Source organism: Paradevosia shaoguanensis (assembly GCF_016801025.1).
GTDB lineage: Bacteria > Pseudomonadota > Alphaproteobacteria > Rhizobiales > Devosiaceae > Paradevosia > Paradevosia shaoguanensis.
Genome location: NZ_CP068983.1, coordinates 3724584 through 3750408, shown reverse-complemented (window position 1 = coordinate 3750408; position 25825 = coordinate 3724584). Strand labels below are relative to the sequence as shown.

The window sequence follows — 25825 nt, the reverse complement described above, 5'->3', positions numbered from 1 at the left end:
AAGGCCCGGTCGCTCGACCGGGCCTTTTCTTTTACTCACGCGGCAATTCCTTGGCGCGGAATTCGAAGAGCGAGCGGAAGGCGCCGACGGCGAGAAGCGAGGCCGGGTTGACCTTGAAATCCGGATTTTCGAGCGCGCCGCGAATGGCGAAGGTGACGCCGAACATGCCGGCGCCATCGGGGCCCGCAAGCAGCGGGCCAAAGAGCGGCACCTTGGCGAAGGCGCTGTTGAGGCCGAAGAGCGGCACATAGGTGCCGGCGAGGTCGTACTGGCGCTTGTCGGTGTAGATGAAGCCCTTGAGCGTGCCGCCCACGGTGTCGCCGGCCAGCATCGCGTCGGTCAGCTCGATACGGTCGGAGCGGCGGATGAAATCGAGCTCGGCGCTGCGGAACGACAGCTTGTTCTGCTTGGCGATGAGCTGGCGCGAACCCTGGTGGTTGCCCAGGATATCGGCCACCTTGTTCTCGTCGATGAGCGCGAAGTTGCGGATGCGGGCATGGCCGTTACCGACCTTGGCCTTGCTATTGGTCGCCAACACCAGGCTGCCCTCGCCGCCTTCAACGCGCGGATAGACGCCGATGAGCCGCAGGAGCGAGCCGAAATCGTTGAAGGCCACGGAGATGGAATTGCCCTCGGGCGTGGGATTGGTGGCCACGGAGATGGCGCTGGTCTCGCCGAGCTGGGCCTGCATCGTCACGCGCTGCAGATCACTGCCGCGCAACATGAGGTCGAGGTCGAGGTTGTAGGCCGTCGTCATGTAGAAGCCGATGGCCCGCTTGAGCTTGACGTCGAGCGCTATGCGCTGGTCGATGCTGGTGGTGGCGACGCTGCCGAGCGAGCCCTCGCCCAGCCCGAAGAACCGCTGGAGCATCGGCTTGAGATCGAGCTGGTTGCCGCGGATGGCGACCGAATAGCCGCCGCCATCGATCGGAGAGAGCGACACCTGCGCCTGGTCGCCCGGACTGAGGGCGAAGGTATCGAACTGAGCGGACGCGAGCTGCTTCTTCTCGCCGTCGAAGACCAGTTGGCCGCGCAGGTCCACGTCGCCAAAGGCGAGGGCGATGTCGTCGAGTTCGGTGAGCTTGCCATCCTGCTTTACCCGCGCCTGCAGCAGGCCCTTGACGCCCTGCGCCTTGCGGATGCCGAGATCGGCGATGTTGAGCGTGGCGTTTTCGAGGTCGACGCCCATCGAAATCGAGCCATCCGCCTGCGGCGAGGCGATGAAGCGGACACGGCCGGAGAGGAACTGGGACGCATCAAAGCCCATCGCCGTCAGTTCCTTGACGTCGAGGGTCGAGCCGAGCTGGAAGACGGGATCGCCGGTCGGCGTGCCGTTGACCGAGAGATCGGCAGTCATGCCGTCGATCTGGGCAGAGCCGGTGACGTGGTAGCCGGCCTGGGTGGCGCTGAAGGCGAGCTGGCCGTTCTTGATCGTGCGATCCTGGATCGGCTCGTCGCTGGCGAAGTCGTTGACCGACCCGTTGAGCACGTAGTCGATCTGATTGATGCCGTTGGTTTCGCCCAATTGCACGGTCGCCACGACATCGATGGCCACGTCGCCACCCAGGGCGTCGAGCTTGACCGGCAGCTTGGCGCTGGCGATGGCATCGGGCTGCTGGTCCTTGGCCAGGGCCAGCAGGGCCTTGATGCCGCCCTTCACCTCGCCCGAAATCTCGAGCGTCTTGGTCTTGGGCACGCTGCTGTCGATGACCAGCGCCGCATTGGCCACGGCGATGTCGCCGCCGGCCGTAGGCACCTTGCCGCCATCGGCGGAGATGGTCACGTCGTTGTCGCGCACGGCGAGGCGGGTGTTTCCGTCGATGGCGATGGGCTGCATCGTGTCGGTCGCGCGGATCACGACCCCCTCGCCCACCATGTCGATGGCCATGGCGCCATGCGGGATCGGCTTTTCCTCATCGCCCGTGGCGAGCGTTCCGACGGGGAAATCGAAGTGCATGGTGGAATTGGCCACCCTGCCCTCGGAGACGTTCTTGACGAACCAGTTGCGCGAATCCTCGGCGAGGAAATAGGGCCAGAGGCGCTTGACGTCGTCGGCCTCGACCTTTTCGCCGGCAACCGTCAGGTCGATGCCGATGCCGGCGCGCAACATGTCGAGGCGCCCGGTGACGGCGACGCGGCCATCGCCCTTCTTGGCCGCCAACTGGTCGATACCCAGCGCGCCATAGAGCGGCGCGGACCAGCCGGTGAAGGACATTTCCTCGAACGGCGCCGGCGCGGCCTCCATGTCGTCGGGGCGCAGGCTCACATCCTTGGCGGTGAGAGAAATGCCGACGGTCGGGCCATAGGTTTTGTCCATGCCCAGCACGAAGACGCCAGAGAGCTTGGTCGAGCTCTGGCCGATGCGCAGCTCCGAATCGGCGAGCTGGAACTGGCCGGTCTCCGGCGTCCAGGTGACCTCCATGATGGAGCTGGCGACGGGGAAATAGTCCTTGTCGACGCGCAGATCCGTGCCGGTCATGTCGATATGGAACTTGCCGCCGGTGACCTTGCCGGACGCGGCGTCGAAATCGACATCGACGGAGAGAGCGCCGGCGCCGCGGATGGCCATGAGGCTCTCAGGGTCATCGATGAAGGGCATGATCGAGGCGAAGTCGATATTGCCGACATCGGCATTGAGATGGGCACGACCATCCTCGTCGACCACGCGCGAAATGCTGCCGGCCATCTTGCGGCCGCCGAGCGAGGCGGAGAAGTTGCCCACGGTCTCGCGGCCATTGGCGCGCGGGGCGACGTCGAAATTGATGTTCTGGAACTGGCGGAACAGGCCATAGACGGAATCGTTCATGTCCATGACGCCGTCCTTGACGACGAGGCGCGAGAAGACGCCGTCCTGCGCCTGTTTGACGACGTCGGCCAGGCTCGCCTCGGCTGCCTCGAGGTTGTAGATCAGCCAGTCGTTGTCCGAGCGGATGCCGCCGGAAGCTGAGGCCGGAATGTCGCCATGGACGCCCACGCCATCGGCCGAAATGCCGACCTTGGGAAAGGCATCGGTGCCTTCGAGGACGCGCACGGTGGTGGGGCCACCCTTGGCATCATCCACGAATTCGAACGTGCTCAGGCGCGGACCGAGCAGGTCCTGCACCATCTGGATATGCGGGCGCACGATGGTGATGCTGGCGCCGGGCTGGCCGAGGAGCGCGCGGAACGGCGAGAAGCCGACATCGAGCGCTTCCATGCTCACCTTGCCGCCGGACTTGGTGTCACGATAGGTGACCGGCGAGAACTTGAGCACGGGTACGACTGCGTTTTCGAGCGCGAGGCCCATATCGCCGAGTTCAAGCTCGGCGCCCTCCGGCAACGCGGCCATGAGCGCGGCCCTGACCGGCTCGCGGGCAAAAGGCAGCGGAATGGGGGTGACCAGCAGAACCAGATAGAGCAGGATGAACAGCGCAGCGGGAATGCCGAAAATCCAGACACAGGCTTTCGCCGCCGAACGCGGCATAGACCGCGTGCGCGGGGGGCTTGCCTGACTGATTGCGTTCACTGGTTTCCGACTCAATGCCCGGCCGCTAGTGGTGGAGTGTCTGGGTCCACCGCCGAGAATCAACCGGTGCAAGCCGCCACTTGCCCGATGATACTGGCTCGAATATGGCATCAACACCCCGTTTTGCCTGTCTTCAAGGGGATTTAGGAGAAATCGACCATGTCAGCGATCGCAATTGGCTCCAAGGCTCCTGATTTCGAGATCGATACCGATGGCGGAGCGCCTTTCCGTCTCTCCGCCAATAAAGGCAGCGCCGTCGTGCTTTACTTCTACGGCACCGACGATACCGAGACTTGCACGAACGAAAACGTCGAATTCAGCCGTCTCGCCGACGAATTTTCTGCGGCCAATACCAAGCTGGTCGGAATTTCTGAAGATTCAGTCGCCAGCCATGCCCGCTTCCGGGCGAAATACGACCTCAAGCCGATCCTTGGCGCCGATCCCGACCACAAGGCCATCGCCACCTTCGACCTCTGGCAGCCCAAGAAAACCTTCGGGCGCGAGTATCTCGGACTGGTGCGGACGACGATACTTGTCGGTCCTGACGGCAAGATTGCCAATATCTGGACGGTCAAGCGCGTGAAGGGGCACGCCGACGAAGTGCTGGAAGCCGCCCGCGCGCTCAACGCCAAGGCCTGATTTCGCATTCATTAACCATGATTTGCGATCCTGACGCATGTATTCAGTATGCGTGCGGGAGATTGGCGCGTGCGGGAAGAAACCCATGCGAAGCGCTTCGGTCGATCCAGGAAGGATGCCGGCCCGAAAAAGAACGAGGCGGGCATCAGCCCTCGCCTGTTCTACTGTCTCGTTGCCGGGCTCCTGGCGACCAACGCCCTGACGCTGGTGGGCTTCCTCATGAGCCCCGACATCTCCACCATCATCAACGGCCAGAACGGTCAGGTCATTTCGGCCTATGAGGAGCGCGTGGCGCAGCTTCGCCTCGAAGTCGACCGGCTGCATTCGCGCAACTACGCCCAGGCGGGCGACATCAACCTGCAGCTTCAGGAAATCACCCAGCAGCAGGAAGTGCTGACCGAGCAGCATCAATACGTAAAGGCGCTCGCCGAGAAGGCCAACGAGCTGGGGCTGACGACCGCTGCGCCGGTGCAGAACGCCTCTCTGCCTGCCCCTGCAAGCCCTGTGCTGGCCGGGACTACGGAAGAACAGGCCGCAGCAGCTGCGTCCAACGTTCAGCAGATGCTCGATGAATCGCGCACGGTGCTGGCTTCGATCTCGCAATCGGCCACGCAATCGGCCGATGCCATCGTGACGGAATTGCAGGGTATCGGTATCAAGCCGAACTTCACCGAGGATGCTGTCGGCGGGCCGCTGTTGCCGCCGGTTGCAGGAGCACAGAGCGACGACCTGGTGGATGACGCCAATACGGTGATGTCCGCCCTGCTCCGCTTCAAATCGGCGCGCGAGGCCATCGACGCGGCACCCGTGCACAAGCCGTTCGACGGCGCGTTGCGGCAGAGCTCGACCTTCGGCAATCGGCGCGATCCGTTTACGGGGCGCTCGGCGTTCCACTCGGGTATCGACTTTCCGGCGCCGTCGGGGACGTCGGTGCTCAGCGCCGGCGCGGGAAAAGTGACGTTCGTCGGGCAGCAATCGGGCTATGGGAACATGGTCGAGATCGACCACGGCAACGGACTGATCACGCGCTACGCGCACCTCTCGGCGTTCCTCGTGAAGGAGGGCCAGGTGGTGGCGACGGGTTCGCCGATTGCCAAGGTGGGGTCGACCGGGCGCTCGACCGGGCCGCATCTGCACTTCGAGGTACGGCGCGATGAGAACGCGGTGAACCCGCAGCAGTTTCTTAATGTCGGGACGCGATTGCAGCAGTTTGCGGCAGTTTGAGATCATCGGCGGATGTCGGCGGTAGAGCACCGCCAACATCCTAAAGTTCAGGTCTTACACGTTCGCTGCGCCATCAAGCCTTGCGGCGAGCGAAGCTTCCATGAAGGGATCGAGGTCGCCGTCCAGCACCACGGAGGGCTGGCTGCTTTCAACGCCCGTGCGCAGGTCCTTGACCATCTGGTAAGGCTGCAGGACGTAGGAACGGATCTGGTGGCCCCAGCCGATATCGGTCTTGTTGGCCGCCGCGGCATTGGCCGCCTCTTCCCGCTTCTGCAGCTCGACTTCATAAAGCCGCGCCTTGAGCATGTTCATGGCCGTTGCACGGTTCTTGTGCTGGCTGCGTTCCTGCTGGCAGGCCACGACGATCCCCGAGGGAACGTGCGTGATGCGGATGGCCGAGTCCGTCGTGTTGACGTGCTGGCCGCCGGCGCCGGACGAACGATAGGTATCGACCTTGAGGTCGGCCTCGTTGATCTGGATGTCGATGGTATCATCGACTACCGGAAAGACCCACGCGCTCGAAAAGCTCGTGTGCCGGCGCGCCTGCGAATCGTAGGGCGAGATGCGGACCAGACGGTGCACGCCGCTTTCGGTCTTGAGCCAGCCATAGGCATTGTGGCCCGTGATCTTGAGCGTGGCAGACTTGATGCCCGCTTCTTCGCCGGCATGGAATTCCATGGTCTCGACCTTGAAGTCGCGGCGTTCGGCCCAGCGCGTATACATGCGCAGGAGCATTGAGGCCCAATCCTGGCTTTCCGTGCCGCCGGCGCCCGAATGGATTTCGAGATAGGCGTCGTTGGCATCGGCTTCGCCCGAGAGCAGCGTCTCGATCTGGCGGCGGTGAGCGATGTCACGCAGGGCGAACAGGGCCTTCTCGGCCTCCGAGACAATCTCGGCGTCGCCTTCGGCTTCGCCCATCTCGATCAGTTCGCTGTTGTCCCGGATGCCGTTCTCCAGCTCCTTGACCGCCTTGATCTGCACGTCGAGCTCATCGCGCTGGCGCATGAGCTCGCGAGCCTTTTCAGGGTCGTTCCAGAAGTCGGGGGATTCGGATCGGGCGTTGAGTTCGTCTAGGCGAGGCTGGGCAGTATCCCAGTCAAAGATGCCTCCTCAGCAGGCTTACCACCTGCTCGATCTCGCCGATGACCTTTTCCATTTCCGCGCGCATTTGCAGTCCTGTTTCTCTCTCTTCGAGCTGTCATCTAGGCGAGACCGCGGCCGCGATCAACCCAGACGCTGCCGCTTCAAGAACTTCTTGAGCACCATGTCGCGCTTGAGCCGCGACAGGCGATCGAGGAAGAAGACGCCGTCGACCTGGTCGATTTCGTGCAGCGCACAGCGGGCGAGGAACCCCTCGAACCGTTCCGTACGCCCTGCCCCGTCGGCATCCTCGTAGGCGATCTCGGCCCAGATCGGGCGCTCTACCGCGACTTCGACGCCGGGGAGCGAGACGGAGCCTTCCGTGCCGGCTTCGACCTCGTCGGCGACGGCGGAGACGCGCGGATTGAAGAAGAGGCGGTAGTCGGCCTTCGGGGCGTCGGGCGCGACGTTGAGGACGATGACAGGCGCGGCTTCGCCGATATGGGCGCCGGCCAGGCCATAGGCGCGGGCGTCGATCGCAGCGGCACGCAGGCGTTCGCCGATGGCGAGGAGCGTAGCGTCGACCGTGGCCGCCTCGGCCTTTTGGGCGAGGACGGGATGCGGATAGGTGACGAAAGCCACGTCAGAACATTCCTGCGGCGCCGACCGGCTGGTTGGGGTCGTAGCCCGGTTCGGGCTGGAGATCGCCGGTGCGCTGCTGGCTGTAGTCGACACCGACGCCGACCACGGAGGTCGCAAGATTCGGGCCGCTACCCGGCTTGAAGGCCTCGAGCACGCCGCCGCCACCGGTCTGCACGCCGGTCGCCTGGTTGATCCAGACCTCGTGCATGCCGGGCGGCTCGTTGAAGGGCGTGGGCGGAGTGCCGCGCAGCGCGTTCTCCATGAATTCGGTGAAGATCGGCGTTGCCACTTCGCCGCCGGTCGAGGCGCCACCCATCGAGCGCGGGCGGTCGTAGCCCATATAGACGCCGACGGCGAGCTCGGGCGTGAAGCCGACGAACCAGGCGTCCTTGTAGTCGTTGGTCGTGCCGGTCTTGCCGGCCACGGGCCGGTTGAGGCGCTTGGCATAGGTGCCGGTACCCCGCTGCACGACGCCTTCCATCATCGACGTGATCTGGTAGGCCGTCATCGGATCGAGCACCTGCTCGCGATTGTCCACGATCAACGGCTCTTGCTGGCCGACCCATGAGGCGGCGTTGCAGCCGTCGCAGATGCGCTGGTCATGCCGATAGACGGTCTTGCCGTAGCGATCCTGGATGCGGTCGATGAGGGTCGGCACGATCTTGCGGCCGCCATTGGCGATGGTCGCATAGGCCGCGGTCATGCGCATGTCGGTGGTCTCGCCGGCGCCGAGCGCCATGGCGAGAACCGGGGTGAGGTTGTCGTAGACGCCCAGGCGCCGCGCATATTCGGCGATGAGCGGCATCCCGATATCCTTGGCGAGGCGCACGGTCATGACGTTACGGCTGTTCTCGATGCCGCGGCGCAGCGTCTGTGGGCCGTAGAAGCGCTGGGCGTAGTTCTCGGGCCGCCAGACGCTGCCGTCGCCGTTGACGATCTCCACGGGCGCATCGAGGATGATCGAGGCCGGCGTATAGCCGTTGTCCAGCGCGGCCGAATAGACGATGGGCTTGAACGAGGAGCCGGGCTGCCGCAGCGCCTGGGTCACGCGGTTGAACTCGGATTCGGCAAAGGAGAAGCCGCCGACCATGGCGAGTACGCGCCCGGTACGCGGGTCCATGGCGACGAGCGCGCCCTCGATCTCGGGCACCTGCTCGAGCTTGTAGTTGCCGGCCTTGCCATCGACCGGCGAGACATAGACCACGTCGCCGACATTGAGGATGCTCGAGAGCTTCTTGCTGATCCACTTCGTATCGGGGCCGGCGAGCTGGCCGGTGACCCGGTCGGGCATCATGCCGCCATCGATATTGGTGCCGGGGCGCAGGCCGATCGTGGCGTCGTTGTCGCCCATCTGGAGGACCACGCCGAGCTGCCATTCGGGCACGTCGCGCAGGGGGACGATCTTGTAGACGTCGGCGCCCCAGTCGCCATCGAGCTCGATGCTCGCGACCGGACCGCGATAACCCTTGAGGTGATCGAAGCCGATCAGCCCATCCATGAGCGACTTGCGCGCATATTCCTGGAGCTTGGGCACGAGCGTGGTGCGCACCGACAGGCCGCCGCCATAGAGCTGCTCCTCGCCATACATCGAGGCAAGCTGCCGGCGGACTTCCTCGGTGAAATACTCGGCCGAATAGACCTGGCTGCCCGAGGCGCGCGGAACCACGTTGAGCGGGTCCTTCTTGGCCTCTTCGGCCTGCGCCACGGTGATGTAGCCATTCTCGGCCATGCGATCGAGCACCCAGTTGCGGCGCTCGATGGCCTGCTTGGGCCGGCGGAACGGGTGGTAGTTGTTGGGGCCCTTGGGGAGCGCGGCGAGATAGGCGACTTCCGAGAGCTTGAGGTCGTAGAGCGCCTTGTCGAAATAGTTGAGCGCGGCCGCGGCCACACCATAGGAATTGAGGCCGAGGAAGATTTCGTTGAGGTAGAGCTCGAGGATCTTGTCCTTGGAGAACGTCGCCTCGATGCGAATGGCCAGCAGCGCTTCCTGGATCTTTCGATCCCAGGTCTGCTCGGAGGTCAGCAGGAAGTTCTTGGCCACCTGCTGGGTGATGGACGAACCGCCGCCCTGGATGGCCGTGTTACCCTCGGCGCGCGCCATGAGGTTGTCGCGCAGGGCGCGGATGATGCCATCGAGCGCGATGCCGTTATGGGAATAGAAATCCTTGTCTTCGGCCGAGATGAAGGCCTGGATCACCGGCGCCGGGATGGTTTCGATCGGCTGGAAGAGCCGGCGCTCGCGGGCATATTCGGCCAGGAGCGTGCCGTCGGCGGCATGAACGCGCGTCGTGACGGGCGGCTGGTAGTCCTTGAGGATCGTATAGTCCGGCAGATCGTTGGTGAGGTTCTGCAGATAGACGACGGCCACAACGATGAGGCCGAACGCGCAGAAAACTGCGAAACCGAACATCCAGCCGAGCAAGCGGAGCATCAGTACCTTATCCGAATAGGTGCGACGCCCTGCGGAGCCGCCTGATTTAGTTCAGGAATCATAGCAGACGCGCGGCACGCGACGCTGTGGCAATTGTGTAACGATGCCCCCGGGCGCAGGAAAATGCCGATCACTTTTCGGCGCTCGCCTGCTCGTTGCCCTGCGCCAGTTCATCGAAATAGGCCGAAATGCCGCGCGCCACAGCCTCGGCCGTCCGATCCTGCCAGCCGGATTGCTGGAGATTGGCGATGTCATGGGCATTGGAGAGGAAGCCCAGCTCGACCAGAATCGAGGGCACGTCCGGCGCCTGCAGCACGAGGAAGTTCGCCTGCCGCACCGGGAATTTGCGCAGCGCCACGCTGGGCTCGACCTGGTGCACGATCGATTGCGCCGCCTCGTAGGATTGCCGGCGCATTTCGCGGCGCATGAGATCGACGAGTAGATCGACGACAGACGTCGCGCTTTCAGGCGGGGCGAGGCCGGCGATGATATCGGCCTTGTTCTCGGTATCTGCCAGCACGCGATCGAGCACGTCGGTGGCGTTCTCGTCACGGGTATAGACGCTCAGGCCGCGGATATCGGGCTGCTGGAAGCTGTCGGCATGGATCGAGATGAAAAGGTCCGCCTTGTTCTGGCGCGCCAGCGCCACGCGGTCCTCGAGCTTGAGAAAGCTGTCATCCTCGCGCGTCAACGCTACGTCGAACCGGCCGGACTCGGTGAGAAGGTCCTGGAGCTTGAGCGCGAAGGCAAGGACGAGGTCCTTTTCCATGACGCCATCTGGACCGCGCGCGCCGCTATCGACGCCGCCATGGCCCGGATCGATGACGACGAGCGGCCGCGTCTTGGCCTCAATATTGGAGGCGCCGGGGCGCGTGGGCTCGTCCGCGGCCATGTCGGCCTGCTGCTTGACGGTGGAGGCCGCCAGGTCGGCGGCCACCTTGGCGGCGAAACCGGCCGGGTCCATCGGAATGATATCGACGACGAGCCGCGCGGGCTGGTCGGCGAAGGGATCGAGGACATAGGCCTGCTGCACCTGGGCGGGGGCGGAAAGCGTCAGCGTGGTACGCGCCCTGCCCGACTCGGCCATTTCGACATTGTAGGAGGCCACGATGCCCTCGCCGGCGACCGGGGTGAGCTCGGTGAACTCGAGCCCGGACGCCTTGACGTCGATAGCGATACGGTTGGGATTATCCAGCGAGACGATGGCAAACTGCGTCGGCGCCGCAAGATCGAGCACCAGACGGGCGCGCTGCGGCGTCGTGGAGACACGGGCGTCGAGGACTTCCGGGAGCGGATTGGCCGGCGGTTCCTGCGCGAAGGCGGAAACGGCGGTGATTAGCAGCGCGACAGCCGCGATTACGGCGGATTTGAACAAGTGGCCAACGCTCCCTATATGCAGGCGAGGACATCGCCCAAGGGAAAGGCGATTCTGCGGCGTTACCGGTTGTTAAGCCTCTTTTTCAGCCCCGCGCAACAGAATGGCCGGTGGAAAAGTCGGGGTTTCCCGCCGTTTCGAGTTTCCTGTTGCCAATTGGTTGCAACACCCCTAAAGGCTAGTCTTTGAAGCGAGTGTTTCATTCGGTTGAACATTTCGGGTCGAATCGCCCGTTGCTGCCGGAGAAACACAAAAAGCGGCGGCTTTAGCTTCACTTACGAATTTCGGTTCCCTGCGGACCGGACGGCGGCCATGACCCGTGACAGGTCCTCGGCCAGCCCACTAGGAAGAGGTCATATGGCCATAGGGCGGACAGCACGCGACGCAATCACCGACAACGGTTGCGCACTTGTCATGCCCCTCTTTTCGGCCTTGACCATCCGTCAAACCAGCGGTGCCAGACTCGATTTCGCATTTGGCGCCACACCCACAGGACCATTCGCCTCGCATGGCGCTGCACGGAGGTTGCCGGCGCGCCGGCCCTTCGTTGTTGGCGCGCGAAGGCGCGGAGCTACACTTTATGCCAACAAAGAGAATGCTGGTGGATGCCATCCACCCGGAAGAAACGCGCGTTGTAGTCACTAGCGGAAATCGGCTCGAAGAGTTCGATTTCGAGTCTGCCCAGAGGCAGCAGTTGCGGGGGAATATCTACCTCGCCAAGGTTACCCGAGTGGAGCCGTCGTTGCAGGCGGCGTTCGTCGAGTATGGCGGGAACCGTCACGGCTTCCTGGCTTTCAGCGAAATCCACCCTGACTACTACCAGATCCCCGTAGCCGACCGCGAAGCCCTGCTGCGCGATGAGGAACACGAGGACGACCACCACGAGCACGAAGACAGCGCTGCAGCCGCCGAGGCCGCCGCGGAGGATTCGATCAGCCTGCCGGCCGGCGTCAGCGAACCTGACGCGGAGACGGACACGCAGGATATGGAAGGCTCGCACAGCCATATCGAGGAAGCTCCCGTCTCCAACGAGCCGGTCGAGAGCGTCGGTGGCGGCGATGCGGTCGAGGAAGAAGTTCCCGAGCGCCGGCGCAGCAACAATGCGCGCAAGTACAAGATCCAGGAAGTCATCAAGCGCCGCCAGGTGATGCTGGTGCAGGTGGTCAAGGAAGAGCGCGGCAACAAGGGCGCGGCTCTCACCACCTATCTGTCGCTCGCCGGCCGCTATTCGGTGCTGATGCCCAATACCGCCCGTGGCGGCGGCATCTCCCGCAAGATCACCAACGCCGCCGACCGCAAGCGCTTGAAGGAAATCACCGCCGATCTCGACGTGCCGCAGGGCATGGGCGTGATCCTGCGCACGGCCGGCGCCTCGCGCACCAAGGCCGAGGTCAAGCGCGACTACGAATACCTGCTGCGGCTCTGGGAAAACGTGCGCAACCTCACCCTGCGCAGCCAGGCGCCCTGCCTCGTCTACGAGGAAGGCTCGCTCATCAAGCGGACCATCCGCGACCTCTACAACAAGGACATCGATGAAGTGCTGGTGGCAGGCGACAACGCCTATCGCGAAGCCAAGGACTTCATGCGCATGATCATGCCCTCGCACGCCAAGAACGTGCAGCAATACAGGGAAGATCAGCCACTGTTCTCCAAGTACAATGTGGAGAACCAGCTAGACGCCATGTTCTCCCCGCAGGTCACCCTGCCCTCGGGCGGCTATCTCGTGATCAACCCGACCGAAGCCCTGGTTTCGATCGACGTGAACTCGGGCCGCGCCACCAAGGAACACAATATCGAGGACACGGCGCTCCAGACGAACCTGGAAGCGGCCGAGGAAATCGCGCGCCAGCTGCGCCTGCGCGACCTGGCCGGCCTCATCGTCATCGACTTCATCGACATGGTCGAGAACCGCTCCAACCGGGCGGTTGAGCGCAAGCTCAAGGATTGCCTCAAGAACGACCGAGCACGCATCCAGGTCGGCCGCATCAGCCATTTCGGCCTGATGGAAATGAGCCGCCAGCGCATCCGCTTCGGCGTCGTCGAGAGCTCGACCCACAAGTGCCCGCTCTGCGAAGGCACGGGTCTGATCCGCTCGGTGGAAAGCGTGGCCCTGATGGTCATGCGCCACGTCGAGGACACCGTGCTGCGCCGTCCCGGCCAGTCGATCAACGTGCGCGTGCCGATGGATGTGGCCCTCTATATCCTCAACACCAAGCGCGATACGCTGACTGCGCTCGAAGCCAAGTATCACCTCTCGATCACCATCACTGCCGACGCCAAGCTGACCGGTACGCAGTTCAACATCGAGAAGGGCGAAACCCGCGTCCATCACTATAGCGAGCAGGCCACCAACGGCACCGAGCACGTGCGCGTCGATACCGCTGCGATGGAAGAATTCGTCGAGGACGAGGAAGAAGAGATCGAGGAAACGGTCTCCGAGGGCGAGGAAGTCTCGGCCCGCTCCTCCGATGCCGACGGGGATTCGCGCCGTCGCCGTCGTCGCCGCCGTCGTGGTGGTGACCGTCCCGAAGGCGAGCGTCAGCCCCAGCAGCCGCGCCAGGCTCAGGACAGCCAGGACAGCGATGCCGAGGGTGAGGAAGACGAAGGCGAGGAAGGCGCTTCCCAGGAAGCTGCCAATGGCGCCGCGCGCGACGAGAATGGCGAGCCGCGCAAGCGTCGCCGTCGTGGCCGCCGCGGTGGTCGCCGCAACCGTCGCGAGAACGGCGAACACATCGAGGCCAATGGCGCCGATGAGGGAGCTGAAGGCGAGGCCGTCGAGGCCGTAGCCGCCGAGGAAGTCGCGGTGGTGGAAGTGGCCGAAGCACCGGCTGCCGCCCCTGCCCCGGAACCCGTGGCAGCCGCCGAAGCACCGGCCGAAGAGGCAGTGGCCGAAAAGCCCAAGCGCACCCGCACTCGCAAGAAGGCCGCACCCGCGGCTGAGGAAGCACCGGCCGCGGAAGCTCCTGCGCCCGCTGCCGCTCCGGAAGCTGCCGCTGCCGAAGAAGCGCCCGCCGAGGCTAAGCCGAAGCGTACTCGCGCCCGCAAGAAGCCGGCTGCCGCCGAAGAAGTCGCAGCGGCTCCCGCAGTGACCGAAGCGGCGCCCGTGCCTGTGGCTGAACCCGCAGCCGAAGTGCCCGCTGAGCCGGAAAAGAAGAGCCGCAAGAAGACCCTACCGCCCGACGAGATCATCGTGAGCTCGGCCGCGCCGGAAGCCGCATCCACCGAAGAGCCGCCCAAGAAGAAGGCCGGCTGGTGGCAGCGCGGGTTCTTCGGAAACTGAGCGCCTGACATAGCGATAGTTTCGAGGGGCGAAATCGCAGGATTTCGCCCCTTGTTCATTGTGGGGCCGTGCTAGGTTTGCGGCTCATCGAGACCCAAGCCTTGTCGCGCACCGAACGCCTTCTTGACCTGTTGCAGATCCTGCGCCGCCACCGCAATCCGGTGCCGGGGCATGTGCTGGCCAACGAGCTGGGCGTCTCGATGCGCACGTTCTACCGCGACATCGCTACGTTGCAGGGCCAGGGCGCCAATATCGAAGGCGAGCCGGGACTGGGCTACGTGCTTCGCCCGGGCTTCACCCTGCCCCCGCTGATGTTCTCGACAGAGGAGCTCGAGGCACTGGTGCTCGGCTCGCGCTGGGTGGCGCGGCGGGCTGATGATGCCGGGCTCGGGGCAGCGGCAGCCGACGCATTGGCCAAGATCGCGGCGGTACTGCCGGCTGAACTGCGCGACGAGGTTGAGGCAGCGACGCTGCTTGTGGGGCCACGGACGGAGCATGTGTCACTGGTCGATGCCGGGCTGATCCGCGAGGCGATCCGGCGGGAGCGCAAGCTGGTCATCACCTATGGCGACGTCGAGCGGACGATCTGGCCGTTCGCCATCGGCTTTTTCGAGCATGTGCGGATCGTGGTCGCCTGGTGCGAGCTGCGCGGAGACTTCCGGCATTTCCGCACCGACCGTATCCAGGGCATCACGGCGACGGAAAACGGCTATCCGCGGCGACGCGCGGTGCTGCTCAAGGAATGGCGGCAGACGCAGGGTATTCCGCCCGACAGCGGGACTTGAGGCCACTGCCGGAAACTGTCAGCGCCGGCGATTAGCGTTGCTCCATCAACCAGATGGAGAGAACAGATGTCAGTCCTCAACTACGTGCTGCTGGCGGTGAAGAACCCGCGGGAGAGCGCTAAACTCTATTCGCGCATCCTTGGAGCGGAGCCGGTCGAGAACTCCGAGACCTTCGTACTCTACGTGCTGCCGACGGGGCTCAAGGTCGGCCTGTGGCTGGCCGATGAGATGGTCCCGGCGCCGAGGCCCGCCGGGGGAAGCGAGCTGTCGTTCACGATCGCCGATAACGATGAACTGCTAAGGACTTACGAGGCCTGGAAGACTCTCGGTCTCAAGATCGAGCAGGAGCCGACGGACATGGATTTCGGCTATACCTTCGTTGCCGCCGACCCCGATGGGCACCGGCTGCGGCCGTTTGTTCGGACGGAGAATCCGCGGTGAGGTAACGATGAGGGGCCGCGATGCTGGCCCCCTCACCCGCCCTTCGGGCACTCTCTCCCTCAAGAGGAGAGAGTGACGGGGCGCGATCTCGCCGGGTTAGCGTGTCGAGAGGAAATGGCTCATCCGGGTCAGCGCCTCTTCGATCGTTTCGGCGGAGCCGGCATAGGAGAAGCGTACGAAGCGGTTGCCGTTGACGCGGTCGAAGTCGATGCCGGGAGTGGCGGCGACGGCGGCCTGGTTGAGCAGCTCTTTGCTGAAGGCCAGGGAATCGTTGGTGAAGCGGCTGACATCGGCATAGGCGTAGAAAGCGCCCTCGGCTTCATGGCCGGTATCGAGACCGAGTTCGCGCAGGCCCTTGTTGATGAGCGTGCGGTTGGCGGCGTAGCGTGCCTTCTGCTCTTCGGAATAGTCGCGTTCGCCGAGGGCGACGGTCGCGCCGATCTGGCTGAGCGTGGGCGCGGAGATGAAGAAATTCTGCTGCAGCATCTCGGCGCGGCGGATGAGGTCGGGCGGCAGGACCATCCAGCCGACCCGCCAGCCGGTCATGCAATAGTATTTCGAGAAGCTGTTGATGACGATGGCGTCGCCCGTGAGTTCGAGCGCGCTGACCGAAGGGCCACGATAGTCGAGGCCGTGATAGATTTCGTCGGAGATGAACCGCACGCCGAGCCGCGCGCAGGCATCGATGATCTCCTTGAGGCCCTGACGGTCGACGGCGCCGCCGGTGGGATTGGCGGGACTGGCAAAGAGCAGTCCCTCGAAGGGCTCGGCGCGATAGGCGGCCTCGATATCGGCAGCGGTGAGGCGCCAGCCGGAGGCGGCGGTGAGCGGGATTTCGACGGCGCGAAAGCCGAGGCCATCAAGCGTATTGAGATAGGCCGGATAGCCGGGACGCGTGACGGCGATCTTCGCACCTGGCCGGAAGGCGGCATGGAAGGCGAGGATGAAGCCGGAGGACGACCCCATCGTTACCATCATGGATTGAGGATCGGCGCTAACCCCGTGCTGGGACTCGTAATAGTGCGCCAGCGCCTCACGTAGTTCGATGAGCCCCTTGGAGGCCGTGTAGCGCTGTGGTTGCGGGAGGGCGGCGCGGACGGCCTCGATGACGCGGGGAGCCGGCGGCGCGGCAGGCTCGCCCACTTCGAGGTGACAGACGCTGCGGCCCGATGCCTCGATCTCCTGGGCGAGCGAAACCATTTCCATGGCGTGGAAGGGCTTGAGGCCGATATCGGGCGCGGTGCTGGTCATGGGGTGTTCCGGTTTGCCGGGATGGTCTGCCTGAGGACGGGCGACGGATCAAGGGCGGAGGCGCTACGGCTCTTGCCTCAACAAGAATTGATGGCTTCATTGAGGGGCGGGTGACCGTTTGCCGGCAAACCTGCTATCAGTCGCCCTGTCGATTCATGGAGTTGTTGCCGATGTCCCGCCTAACCCTCGCGCTGGTTGCCCTTGTCGGCATATTGGGTGGCGGACTGGCGGTATCGCTCTGGAACAAGCCGGCGACGACCGATACGGCCGCGATCCGCTCAGTCGTCGAGGACGTGCTCAAGGAGCGCGAGGCTGCTACGCCTGCTCCGGTCGAGACGGCGTCCATCGACCAGGACAAGCTCAATCCGATGATCGAGAGCTACCTGATGGGCAATCCGCGCATCCTGCAGCGGGTTTCCGAGGCGCTCGATACGCAGCTGCGCGCAGAGCAGCGCGACAAGGCCAAGACCATGCTCGCGCAGATGAGCGACGCGATCTACAACGACCCCGATCACGTGGTGCTGGGCAACCCGAACGGCGATGTGACGCTGGTCGAGATGTTCGACTACAATTGCGGCTATTGCCGCAGCGCCCTGCCCGACCTGGCGACGCTCCTCGCCGAAGATCCCAACCTCAAGGTCATCCTCAAGGAATTCCCGATCCTCTCCAAGGAATCCGTCGATGCGGCGCGCGTCGCGGTGCTGGTGGGCAAGGACAAGAAGGTCGACTACTGGACCTTCCACCAGGCCCTCTTCTCCTCGCGCGGCAAGGTGACCGGCGACACGGCTCTCGAAGAGGCGCAGAAGCTGGGCATGAGCAAGGTCGACCTCGCGCTCAAAATGGGTGAGGACGACGTCAGCGGCGCGCTCGAGCGCAATTACCGGCTGGCCAAGTCGCTCAACATCACCGGCACGCCGACCTATATCATCGGCAACGAGCTGATCCCCGGCGCCATCGGACTGGACGAATTGCGCGGCCGGATCGCCAATATGCGTGCCTGCGGCGACACGGTCTGCACCAGCGGCTGATAGCGTGGCCGGCTTTGCCTTTTCCGTGCATTTCGTATAGTGCAGCTTGCGTCAGCACGGGCGACAGGGCAAAACCCAACGATCATGGCAAAACGCGTACTCGTCCTCAACGGGCCGAACCTTAATCTCCTGGGCACCCGTGAGCCCGGTACCTATGGTTCGCAGACCCTCGCCGATATCGAAAAGCTCTGCAAGGAAGAGGCCAAGTCGCTCGGGCTTGCGCTGGATTTCCGGCAGACCAATTCCGAGGGCGAACTGGTTACCTGGATTCAGGACGCGCGCAAGACGGCCGATGGCATCGTCATCAACCCTGCCGCCTATTCACACACCTCGGTCGCCATCCACGACGCCTTGCGCGCCGTGGGCCTGCCGACCATCGAGGTTCACTTAACCAACATCCACACGCGCGAACCTTTCCGCCATCATTCGTACGTATCGTCGGTGGCTCTAGGGGTCATCTGCGGGCTGGGCGCCTCGGGCTACCGCTACGCGCTGGCTGCCCTCGCCGAGAAACTCTGACTTTCGCGTTGCCGAAGGAGAACAATAACATGACCAAGGCATCCCAGGTGGACCAGGATCTGATCCGCACCATTGCCGAACTGCTCAACAAGGAAAATCTCGCCGAAATCGAGATCGAGCAGGATGATTTCCGCGTCCGCGTGACGCGCTCCTTCGCCAAGGAAATGGTGCAGGTCGCCGCTCCCGCTTATGCGCCGGCCCCGATGGTTGCCGCGCCGCAGGCCGCCGTTCCGGCCGGCTCCGTGCCGGCCGCCGCTCCCGCCGTCGAGGACCTCGCTTCCAACCCCGGCACCCTTACCTCCCCGATGGTCGGCACCGCTTACCGCGCGGCCGAGCCGGGCGCCTCCCCGTTCGTGGAAGTCGGCACCAAGGTTTCCGAAGGCCAGACGGTCGTGATCATCGAAGCGATGAAGACCATGAACCAGATTCCGGCCCATCGCTCCGGCACCGTCACGCGCATCCTCGTGGAAGACGCCCAGCCTGTCGAATATGGTCAGCCGCTGATCGTCATCGAGTAAGGCGGAGGCCGCTCAGAATGTTCTCCAAGGTCCTGATCGCCAATCGCGGCGAGATCGCGCTCCGCATCCTGCGCGCCTGCAAGGAACTGGGTATCCAGACCGTGGCGGTCCACTCGACCGCCGACGCAAACGCCATGCATGTGCGCCTTGCCGACGAGAGCGTCTGCATCGGCCCACCCCCGGCACGCGACAGCTATCTCAACATCCCCCAGATCATGGCCGCCTGTGAGATCACCGGCGCCGATGCCGTGCATCCGGGCTACGGCTTCCTCTCCGAGAACGCGCGCTTCGCGCAGATTCTCAACGAGCACAAGATCACGTTCATCGGCCCCTCGGCGCACCATATCGAGATCATGGGCGACAAGATCACCGCCAAGAAGACGGCGGTGGAGCTTGGCATTCCCGTGGTTCCGGGCTCGGAAGGCGAAGTGAAGACCGAGGCCGAGGCCAAGGTGCTCGCCGCCAAGATCGGCTACCCCGTGCTCATCAAGGCTACCGCCGGCGGCGGCGGTCGCGGCATGAAGGTGGCCCATACCGAGCTCGATATCGGCGTGGCTCTCGCCACCGCCCGCTCGGAGGCCAAGGCCGCCTTCGGCAATGACTCGGTCTATATCGAGAAGTATCTCGCCAAGCCCCGCCATATCGAAGTCCAGGTGATGGGCGACGGCCAAGGCAACGCGGTGCATCTGGGTACGCGCGACTGCTCGCTGCAGCGCCGCCACCAGAAGGTCTGGGAAGAAGCCAGCGCCCCGAGCGTGCCGCCTGAACAGCGCGAGGAAATCGGCGAAATCTGCGCCGCGGCCATGCGCAAGCTCAAGTATTCCGGCGCCGGCACGATCGAGTTCCTCTACGAGAACGGCGAGTTCTATTTCATCGAAATGAACACGCGTCTGCAGGTGGAGCACCCGGTTACCGAGCGCATCACCGGCATCGATATCGTCTACGAACAGATCCGCGTCGCTTCGGGCGAAAAGCTCTCGATCAGGCAGAAGGACGTGCAGTTCTATGGCCACGCCATCGAAGTGCGCATCAACGCGGAAGACCCGCAGACCTTTACCCCCTCGCCGGGCAAGATCAGCTTCTACCACCCTGCCGGCGGCGTCGGCGTGCGCGTGGATTCGGCGGTCTATCAGGGCTATTCGATCCCGCCCTACTACGACAGCCTGATCGGCAAGCTGATCGTCTACGGCCGCACGCGCCACGAATGCCTGCAGCGCCTGCGCCGCTCGATCGACGAATTCGTCGTCGATGGCGTCAAGACCACGCTGCCGCTGTTCCAGCGCCTCATCCGCGAGCCTGACATCATTGCCGGCAACTACGACATCCACTGGCTGGAAAAGTATCTCGGCATGAAGTGAGGCCTCGGCCTCCTCGCCTGGATCGCAGACCCAATGTCTTTCCCCGGCTTTTGCCGGGGAAAGCGTTTCTGGCCTTTGGGGATGAGTCCGCGCGCCGGTTCTGCTAGACTGCGCCGAAAGCCGCCATGTCCAAGAAACCCGACCCCTTCGAAATCGACCTGACGCCCGAACTCATCATCCGGGCCTACCAGGCCGGTATCTTTCCGATGGCCGAGGATGCGGAGTCACCCGATCTCTTCTGGGTGTCGCCGGAAATGCGCGGCATCATTCCGCTCAACGGATTCAAGATATCAAGAAGCCTGCGCAAGACACTGAAACACCACCCGTTTCAGGTGAAGGTCGACACAAGCCTCGACGCCATATTCGATGGCTGCGCCGAGCCGGCGCCGGAGCGCGAAACCACCTGGATCAACAGCACGATCCGGAGGCTCTACGGCCAGCTCTACAAACGAGGCCTCGTGCATACGGTCGAGGTCTGGGACGGAGCCGAGCTGGTGGGCGGGCTCTACGGGCTCTCGCTGGGCGCGGCCTTCTTCGGGGAATCCATGTTCCACCGGCGCACCGACGCCAGCAAGATCGCCCTGGCGCATCTGGTCGAGCGCCTCAATGCCGGCGGCTACAGGCTGCTCGATACGCAATTCCTGACCCCGCACCTGCAATCGCTGGGCGGCATCGAGATACCGCGTGAAATCTACGAATTGCGGTTGGCGGATGCCCTGTCCCATGCCGGCGACTTCTACGCCTGGGACAGGGCGCAGGCGCGCTAATCTGCGATCTTGATGAGAATGTCCGTGACCCATTTGGAGGGATCGGGCTCGGCGGCGGGATCGGTGCGGTAGATTTCGAGGCGCCCGGCGAAGCGGTCGCCTTCAGGCGTCGCCTCCATGTCCCAGCGGATGCCCTGCTCCCGCGCCCAGTCGATGAGCGCGCCATTGGCTGCCACGAGCTTGTCGTAGCCGCCTTGCCAGGTGATGAGGCCATAACGACCGGCAGGGATGGTGCCGGCAACCACGCGGCTGTCGCCTTGCATCGGCTCGGCGACCGGCGCGCCGAATTCGAGCTCGAGCTCGCGCGCCATGTCGATGCAGTTGTACTTGATAAAGGGCGCATCGCTGAACGGTATGCCGTGCTGCCCCATCCAACCGAAGAATTCGGGGAAGACGCGGTCGACCACGGCGTTGAAGGGCATGGTCACCTTCTCGCGGATGGCGAGATAGGGCTGGGCCGGCCGTTCGATGATCGTCGGTTTGGACAACATGGCTCTCTCCTCAATCCACCTGCTGGCCGCAGGTCACGTTGGCGGATGTCACGGTCATGGCGCGCGCATAGTCGGACGCGAGCAATACGGCGGCGTCGGCGACCTCGGCCAGCGACGGCAGATGCCGCAACGCCGTGCCCGCCCCAGCCTGCCGCTCGAACTCTTCGAGCGTGATGCCCGATTCCCGCGCCCGCAACATGAAGGCCTCGCGCACGCCCGGCGCGTCGGGGGAACCGGCCGAGCGGACATTGGCCACCCGCACGCCATACTGCCCCATCTCGACGCCAAGCTGGCGCAGGAAATGCTCGACGGCAGCGCAGGCGACCCCGAACCCGCCGACCATGGCATAGGGCTCCCGCGCGGCATTGGCGGTGATGCCGACGATGGCGCCGCCACCATTGGCAGCCATGTGCCGGGCCGCCGTGGTGCCGGTGTAGAACCAGGTGCGCAGCGCCTTGTCGATTGGGTTGCCGAAGCGCTCATAGCCCATGTCGACCAGCCGCTCGCCCTGGGTATCGCCCCAGTCGATGGCGTTGAACATCAGCGAGACGGGGCCGGCTTGATCGACGATTGCTGCGAAATGGCGCTCGATGGCCTCACGGTCCGTGGCATCGACCGGACGCACCTCTGCGCCTTCTCCGATGCTGCGAGCCACGGCCTCCAGCTTCTCGGGCGTACGGCCGGCGAGGAATACGCGGGCGCCCTCACGAGCAAAGGCGCGAGCCACTGCCCCGCCGACAGCGCCACCGGCGCCGTAGATGATTGCCGTCTTCCTCGCGAGCAGCATTCAATCCCCCTTCCGGTCGCCGGTCTTGAGGTAGCTATCGAGAATGTCGAAGGTGGAGGTCCAACCGAAGCGGTGGCCGTTGCGCTCGGCGACGTTCATGAACTCCCACTGCCTGAAGCGCATCTCGGTCTGTTCGCCCAGGTCGATGAAGTCGATCTCGACCAGCATGTTGTGGCCGTCGGCGTCGTTTATGTAGGTGAAGCTGAGCCGGTCCGGCCGGCGGATTTCGTGATACGTGCCGTGAATCCAGTGATCGCGACCGGGCCGCGACATACAGAACCGCCAGTTTCCGCCTTCGCGAAAATCCATCTCGCAATGGGAGAGGCGAAATCCCTCCGGCCCCCACCAGCGCACGATATGCTCGGGACGCGACCACACGGTGAAGAGCAACTCCCGCGGCGCATCGAACACCCGGGTGATTTCGAGGACCAGGTTCTCCCTGGCGACGGCCGCCTCAGTTCCTGTCGGCATCCGGATTTCCCCTCTGAAGCTCGGTGAGATAGTCGTCCAACCGGTCGAAACTGCGCTGCCAATGGCGCCGATAGGGCTCGATCCAGCCATCGACGGCCTTGAGGGGCTCGGCCTCGAGCTTGCACGGGCGCCACTGCGCCTCGCGGCTGCGGGTGATGAGCCCAGCCCGCTCCAGCACCTTGAGATGCTTGGAAACGGCCGGCAGCGTCATGTCGAAGGGCTCGGCCAGTTCGAGCACCGAGGCCTCTCCCATAGTGAGGCGCGCAAGTATCGCCCGCCGGGTCGGATCGGCGAGCGCCGCGAAGGTCATGCTGAGCGGATCGTCGTGCACTGCATTGCACCATTCGGTTAAATAACTATTGGGTTAAATATCGGATGGGCGGTTTTCGGTCAAGCCTGCGGGTTGGAATCGAGCCGGTTCTTCCCATATGCACTAGGCACAAAGGGAGATTCCGCTTGGCCAGCAAGAAGTCCGACCGCATCCAGCGCCTGTTCAATGAGCTCGAGCGCAAGGCTCCGAGCAATTTCGGGCGCCCGCTAGGCTGGATTCGCCGGCCGCAGGCGCGGCTCGCCCGCATTCCGCTGGGCATTCTCCTCGTGCTGGGCGGTATTTTCAGCTTCCTGCCCGTGCTCGGCATCTGGATGCTGCCACTCGGCCTCCTCCTCCTCGCCATCGACGTGCCGGCCCTGCAGGGCCCGGTGAGCCGCACGGTGATCTGGGGCAAGCGCAAGTGGCAGAACTGGCAGCGCCAGCGCCGCGCCAAACGCAGCCAATGAACCGCGCCGCCGACCACGCCTCCAATCTGCCGCCCGGCTGGCCGGATCTTTCCGGCTACGAATGGGTGCCGCAAACGATTGGGCAATCGGGCGCGATGGTGTTCCGGCTGACGGCGCCGCAAGGCCCTGCCCTTTTCGTCAAGACCGAGTCGGTTTCTCCGCATTCCGAACTCGAGGGGGAGGCGCATCGGCTGGAATGGTTGGCAAGCGTCGACCAGCCGGCACCGCGCGTGCTTGGCACGGCGCAGCATCTCGGCCGCCAATGGCTGCTGATGACGGGCGTCGAAGGCCTCGACCTCGCATCTTCACCGGACCTCTCACCATCACGCATTATCGAAATCTGCGCGACGTCGCTGCGCGCGCTGCATGCGATCGATGTGGCCTCGTGCCCGTTCGATCACCGGCTCGACACGACGCTGGCCACGGCACGTGAACGGCTGGACGCAGGCCTGGTTGACGAAACCGATTTTGACGATGCGCATCTCGGCATGCCGGCGCGAACGCTCTATGCGCGATTGCTGGCGGAACGGCCGGAGGCCGAAGACCTCGTGGTCACGCATGGCGACGCCTGCCTGCCCAATTTCATGGCCGGCGGCCGGGAGTTTTCGGGGTTCATCGATTGCGGACGGCTGGGCGTTGCCGATCGCTATCAGGACCTGGCGCTGGCGACGCGAAGCATCGCGTTCAATCTCGGGCAGGTCTGGGCGGAGCCGTTTCTCACGGCATATGGCGTAAGCCAGCCGGATCGGGCGCGGATTGGGTATTATCGGTTGCTGGACGAGTTTTTCTGAGCTCGGGCCGGCTGTGGAATCCACCAGTTGAACGCTCTCCAACTGCAGAACTCGCTGCCACCACGGAACTTCCCCGGGCGAAGACCCCGGGGTCCATGGATATCTCCACTCTTGTGGAGGGGTGCAATGGGCCCCGGATCAAGTCCGGGGAAGTTCCGTGGTGGGGTGAGTGAAGTGGGTGGTCGCTACAGCTGATACTGCCGGTGCGGGCGCCCCGCCCTAGTTCCCGCTCGGTGGCGGAACACTCGTGCTGGTTTTGCAGTCGGTCAGCCACACGTCGTAGACGGGGTGATCGACGGCGTTGAGCGCGGGGGCATCGGCGAACATCCAGCCGGTGAAGATGCGCTTGACCGTGCCCTGCAGGCTCACCTGGTCGACTTCGACGAAGACCGAGGTGCGCTGGATTTCGGTGGCGGGCCGCGTGTAGCAGACGCGCGGCGTGATCTGGAGCGCGCCGAACTGCACGGTCTCGTTCATATAGACATCGAACGTCGTGATCCGCGCCGTGATCTTGTCGAGCCCGGTAAAGCTCGCAATGGGATTGGAAACCGTCGCCGCCAGAACCGGCGTCGCGACGAAAGCCGCAACCACGGCCAAAGCTGCCGCCAGGCGTTTCATGAACCAGCCGCTACCCGGTTTCTTATTCGGGAGACCAGGCGTTGTAGTCGCCGGTGACGCGCGGGCGTTCGCCCTTGTTGAGAAGGCTGCCATCGGGACGGTAGGCCGCGGCGGAACCGGTGAGGTTCGGCACATGCGGCTTTTCCCAGCCGCGGGCATTGTAGTGCTCGGCGGTCGGGGGCGTATCGGTGCGGTGATGCATCCAGCCATGCCAGCCGGGCGGGATCGAGGAGGCGTCGGCATAGCCGTTATAGGTCACCCAGCGGCGGCCACGCTTCTTGTCCTCGTAATAGCGATTCCCGAATTCGTCGGAGCCGACATATTTGAAAAAGCGCTTGAGATAGAGGCGAGTGCCCCAGGTTTGGCCCTGCCACCAGACGAAGATTTCCGAGAGAAGCGCTTTCATGCCCGAACCCGTTCGTGAAGTCGCCCTGCATTAGCACGCTGGCACCCCCTCGCCTAGGCCCGCTTTGCTCAAATTCCGATGTGCAGCCCAAGGGGCTGAATACCACATCTAGTGCCTGCCCTCTCGCGCATCCCACTAAAATAATCATCTTGACAGCCGGCGGTGATTCCCTGCCCCCGGCCCGACGCTTTCGGGAGCCCTCCTCCGGGTCACGAATGTGGCTGAAAAGAGTCAGGCAAAAGGCCTACTTAGCCGCCATTCTGCGCGCGGAATCACAGAAATGAACAGCGCAAATACGAGCCGCCCAATCGTCTTTTCCGGACCGCTCCGCCCCTTGTGACTTATCCCCATAGTTCACATATTATATACTAGATTTAGCGCCACATGAGCGCCCCGGCACTAGGTGTAGCAAAAAGTGCAAGCAGACAGTGTTGACGCCGATTTTGAATCGGAGCAGGTTTTTAAGGCTGAGCGGCCGCATTTGAAGAGGCCGCCGGCGACCACCCGAAACCAAGGACCGGCAGCAAGACCGGTTCGCGTTGCGGGGACGGGGCAAGGTTTCGGCGACCCGTTGCGGCGGATCGCGGTTGGAAGCGTCAGAACAGGTTTGGGTTTGAAGCCGTTGGCAGGCTTGCGGACAG

The 25825-nt window shown here is 64.1% G+C and carries 24 protein-coding genes; 12 read left to right on the top strand and 12 right to left on the bottom strand.

The genetic code is table 11. The features are described 5' to 3' along the window. Positions 1-31 precede the first annotated feature (31 nt). Complete coding sequence (locus tag JNE37_RS18300; RefSeq protein WP_203064173.1) at positions 32-3463, bottom strand: YhdP family protein; 3432 nt, start codon at positions 3461-3463, stop codon at positions 32-34. A gap of 201 nt (positions 3464-3664) precedes the next feature. Here JNE37_RS18300 and JNE37_RS18295 point away from each other — a divergent pair, with 201 nt between their 5' ends. Both JNE37_RS18295 and JNE37_RS18290 read left to right on the top strand, forming a co-directional pair. Further along, on the top strand, positions 3665-4144 hold the full coding sequence (locus JNE37_RS18295; protein ID WP_203064172.1) for a peroxiredoxin: 480 nt from the start codon (positions 3665-3667) through the stop codon (positions 4142-4144). 69 nt (positions 4145-4213) lie between these two features. Further along, on the top strand, positions 4214-5368 hold the full coding sequence (locus tag JNE37_RS18290; RefSeq protein ID WP_246513357.1) for a M23 family metallopeptidase: 1155 nt from the start codon (positions 4214-4216) through the stop codon (positions 5366-5368). Positions 5369-5422: 54 nt separating this feature from the next. Here JNE37_RS18290 and prfB read toward each other — a convergent pair. The 4 genes from prfB to JNE37_RS18270 all read right to left on the bottom strand — a co-directional run bounded on the left by prfB (position 5423) and on the right by JNE37_RS18270 (position 10896). Further along, a protein-coding gene (prfB, locus tag JNE37_RS18285; RefSeq protein ID WP_203064168.1) for a peptide chain release factor 2 occupies positions 5423-6536 on the bottom strand; the annotation gives its coding sequence in 2 pieces (ribosomal slippage) (positions 5423-6466 and positions 6468-6536; 1113 coding nt in all). Positions 6537-6592: 56 nt separating this feature from the next. Next, complete coding sequence (locus JNE37_RS18280) at positions 6593-7090, bottom strand: peptide deformylase (protein WP_203064166.1); 498 nt, start codon at positions 7088-7090, stop codon at positions 6593-6595. A gap of 1 nt (position 7091) precedes the next feature. Beyond that, positions 7092-9521 carry a penicillin-binding protein 1A gene (locus tag JNE37_RS18275; RefSeq protein ID WP_203064164.1) on the bottom strand — a complete coding sequence of 810 codons (2430 nt, stop codon included), beginning with the start codon at positions 9519-9521 and terminating at the stop codon, positions 7092-7094. A gap of 130 nt (positions 9522-9651) precedes the next feature. Beyond that, positions 9652-10896, bottom strand: coding sequence for an N-acetylmuramoyl-L-alanine amidase (locus JNE37_RS18270; protein WP_052152660.1), 1245 nt, complete (start codon positions 10894-10896; stop codon positions 9652-9654). A gap of 580 nt (positions 10897-11476) precedes the next feature. On the opposite strand from JNE37_RS18270, the gene JNE37_RS18265 reads away from it, so the two are divergent. The 3 genes from JNE37_RS18265 (at position 11477) to JNE37_RS18255 (ending at position 15402) form a co-directional block, all read left to right on the top strand. Further along, the gene (locus tag JNE37_RS18265; protein WP_203064162.1) at positions 11477-14176 is read left to right on the top strand and encodes an Rne/Rng family ribonuclease; all 2700 of its coding nucleotides are present in this window, start codon (positions 11477-11479) and stop codon (positions 14174-14176) included. 101 nt (positions 14177-14277) lie between these two features. Then, the gene (locus tag JNE37_RS18260; protein ID WP_203064160.1) at positions 14278-14961 is read left to right on the top strand and encodes a helix-turn-helix transcriptional regulator; all 684 of its coding nucleotides are present in this window, start codon (positions 14278-14280) and stop codon (positions 14959-14961) included. Positions 14962-15027: 66 nt separating this feature from the next. Continuing rightward, the gene (locus tag JNE37_RS18255; protein ID WP_203064158.1) at positions 15028-15402 is read left to right on the top strand and encodes a VOC family protein; all 375 of its coding nucleotides are present in this window, start codon (positions 15028-15030) and stop codon (positions 15400-15402) included. A 96-nt stretch (positions 15403-15498) separates the two neighbouring features. Here JNE37_RS18255 and JNE37_RS18250 read toward each other — a convergent pair whose 3' ends face one another. Next, positions 15499-16653 (bottom strand): pyridoxal phosphate-dependent aminotransferase, encoded by a 1155-nt coding sequence (locus tag JNE37_RS18250; RefSeq protein WP_203064156.1) that lies wholly within the window; start codon positions 16651-16653, stop codon positions 15499-15501. 170 nt (positions 16654-16823) lie between these two features. Here JNE37_RS18250 and JNE37_RS18245 point away from each other — a divergent pair, with 170 nt between their 5' ends. From JNE37_RS18245 to aat, 5 genes are all read left to right on the top strand, one after another. After that, positions 16824-17681, top strand: coding sequence for a DsbA family protein (locus JNE37_RS18245; protein WP_203064154.1), 858 nt, complete (start codon positions 16824-16826; stop codon positions 17679-17681). A gap of 84 nt (positions 17682-17765) precedes the next feature. After that, positions 17766-18200: a type II 3-dehydroquinate dehydratase gene (gene aroQ, locus JNE37_RS18240; protein WP_052015106.1), complete on the top strand. Its 435-nt coding sequence runs from the start codon at positions 17766-17768 to the stop codon at positions 18198-18200. Between the two features lie 29 nt (positions 18201-18229). After that, entirely contained in the window at positions 18230-18718 is a 489-nt protein-coding gene (gene accB / locus JNE37_RS18235) for an acetyl-CoA carboxylase biotin carboxyl carrier protein (protein WP_035031030.1), read from the top strand. A 17-nt stretch (positions 18719-18735) separates the two neighbouring features. Next, positions 18736-20076, top strand: coding sequence for an acetyl-CoA carboxylase biotin carboxylase subunit (gene accC / locus JNE37_RS18230; RefSeq protein WP_035095881.1), 1341 nt, complete (start codon positions 18736-18738; stop codon positions 20074-20076). Between the two features lie 125 nt (positions 20077-20201). Continuing rightward, on the top strand, positions 20202-20843 hold the full coding sequence (gene aat / locus JNE37_RS18225) for a leucyl/phenylalanyl-tRNA--protein transferase (protein WP_203064147.1): 642 nt from the start codon (positions 20202-20204) through the stop codon (positions 20841-20843). Here the strand turns inward: aat and JNE37_RS18220 are convergent. The 4 genes from JNE37_RS18220 to JNE37_RS18205 are packed head-to-tail and all read right to left on the bottom strand — an operon-like array spanning position 20840 to position 22923. Then, entirely contained in the window at positions 20840-21334 is a 495-nt protein-coding gene (locus JNE37_RS18220) for a GyrI-like domain-containing protein (RefSeq protein ID WP_203064146.1), read from the bottom strand. The genes aat and JNE37_RS18220 overlap by 4 nt on opposite strands. 10 nt (positions 21335-21344) lie before the next feature. Further along, on the bottom strand, positions 21345-22121 hold the full coding sequence (locus JNE37_RS18215; protein WP_203064145.1) for an SDR family NAD(P)-dependent oxidoreductase: 777 nt from the start codon (positions 22119-22121) through the stop codon (positions 21345-21347). Next, on the bottom strand, positions 22122-22592 hold the full coding sequence (locus JNE37_RS18210; protein WP_203064144.1) for an SRPBCC family protein: 471 nt from the start codon (positions 22590-22592) through the stop codon (positions 22122-22124). Then, a complete protein-coding gene (locus JNE37_RS18205; RefSeq protein ID WP_203064143.1) occupies positions 22576-22923 on the bottom strand; it encodes an ArsR/SmtB family transcription factor in 348 nt (115 codons plus the stop codon). Before JNE37_RS18205 ends, JNE37_RS18210 begins: the two co-directional genes overlap by 17 nt. A 125-nt stretch (positions 22924-23048) precedes the next feature. On the opposite strand from JNE37_RS18205, the gene JNE37_RS18200 reads away from it, so the two are divergent. Beyond that, complete coding sequence (locus JNE37_RS18200) at positions 23049-23369, top strand: hypothetical protein (RefSeq protein WP_035031017.1); 321 nt, start codon at positions 23049-23051, stop codon at positions 23367-23369. Beyond that, on the top strand, positions 23366-24160 hold the full coding sequence (locus tag JNE37_RS18195; RefSeq protein WP_203064142.1) for an APH(3')-II family aminoglycoside O-phosphotransferase: 795 nt from the start codon (positions 23366-23368) through the stop codon (positions 24158-24160). The genes JNE37_RS18200 and JNE37_RS18195 overlap by 4 nt, the downstream gene beginning before the upstream one ends. A gap of 219 nt (positions 24161-24379) precedes the next feature. Here JNE37_RS18195 and JNE37_RS18190 read toward each other — a convergent pair whose 3' ends face one another. Together JNE37_RS18190 and JNE37_RS18185 are read right to left on the bottom strand one after the other, a co-directional pair. Next, on the bottom strand, positions 24380-24778 hold the full coding sequence (locus JNE37_RS18190; RefSeq protein WP_035031013.1) for a DUF2155 domain-containing protein: 399 nt from the start codon (positions 24776-24778) through the stop codon (positions 24380-24382). 22 nt (positions 24779-24800) lie between these two features. Further along, positions 24801-25184, bottom strand: coding sequence for an NADH:ubiquinone oxidoreductase subunit NDUFA12 (locus JNE37_RS18185; protein ID WP_035031011.1), 384 nt, complete (start codon positions 25182-25184; stop codon positions 24801-24803). Positions 25185-25825 lie beyond the last annotated feature (641 nt).

Coding starts and splice junctions, on each gene's coding strand:
- JNE37_RS18300 (WP_203064173.1), bottom strand. CDS start 3,463: ATGCCGCGTTCGGCGGCGAAAGCCTGTGTCTGGATTTTCGGCATTCCC.
- JNE37_RS18295 (WP_203064172.1), top strand. CDS start 3,665: ATGTCAGCGATCGCAATTGGCTCCAAGGCTCCTGATTTCGAGATCGAT.
- JNE37_RS18275 (WP_203064164.1), bottom strand. CDS start 9,521: ATGCTCCGCTTGCTCGGCTGGATGTTCGGTTTCGCAGTTTTCTGCGCG.
- JNE37_RS18265 (WP_203064162.1), top strand. CDS start 11,477: ATGCCAACAAAGAGAATGCTGGTGGATGCCATCCACCCGGAAGAAACG.
- JNE37_RS18255 (WP_203064158.1), top strand. CDS start 15,028: ATGTCAGTCCTCAACTACGTGCTGCTGGCGGTGAAGAACCCGCGGGAG.
- JNE37_RS18250 (WP_203064156.1), bottom strand. CDS start 16,653: ATGACCAGCACCGCGCCCGATATCGGCCTCAAGCCCTTCCACGCCATG.
- JNE37_RS18245 (WP_203064154.1), top strand. CDS start 16,824: ATGTCCCGCCTAACCCTCGCGCTGGTTGCCCTTGTCGGCATATTGGGT.
- aroQ (WP_052015106.1), top strand. CDS start 17,766: ATGGCAAAACGCGTACTCGTCCTCAACGGGCCGAACCTTAATCTCCTG.
- accB (WP_035031030.1), top strand. CDS start 18,230: ATGACCAAGGCATCCCAGGTGGACCAGGATCTGATCCGCACCATTGCC.
- accC (WP_035095881.1), top strand. CDS start 18,736: ATGTTCTCCAAGGTCCTGATCGCCAATCGCGGCGAGATCGCGCTCCGC.
- aat (WP_203064147.1), top strand. CDS start 20,202: ATGTCCAAGAAACCCGACCCCTTCGAAATCGACCTGACGCCCGAACTC.
- JNE37_RS18220 (WP_203064146.1), bottom strand. CDS start 21,334: ATGTTGTCCAAACCGACGATCATCGAACGGCCGGCCCAGCCCTATCTC.
- JNE37_RS18215 (WP_203064145.1), bottom strand. CDS start 22,121: ATGCTGCTCGCGAGGAAGACGGCAATCATCTACGGCGCCGGTGGCGCT.
- JNE37_RS18210 (WP_203064144.1), bottom strand. CDS start 22,592: ATGCCGACAGGAACTGAGGCGGCCGTCGCCAGGGAGAACCTGGTCCTC.
- JNE37_RS18195 (WP_203064142.1), top strand. CDS start 23,366: ATGAACCGCGCCGCCGACCACGCCTCCAATCTGCCGCCCGGCTGGCCG.
- JNE37_RS18190 (WP_035031013.1), bottom strand. CDS start 24,778: ATGAAACGCCTGGCGGCAGCTTTGGCCGTGGTTGCGGCTTTCGTCGCG.
- JNE37_RS18185 (WP_035031011.1), bottom strand. CDS start 25,184: ATGAAAGCGCTTCTCTCGGAAATCTTCGTCTGGTGGCAGGGCCAAACC.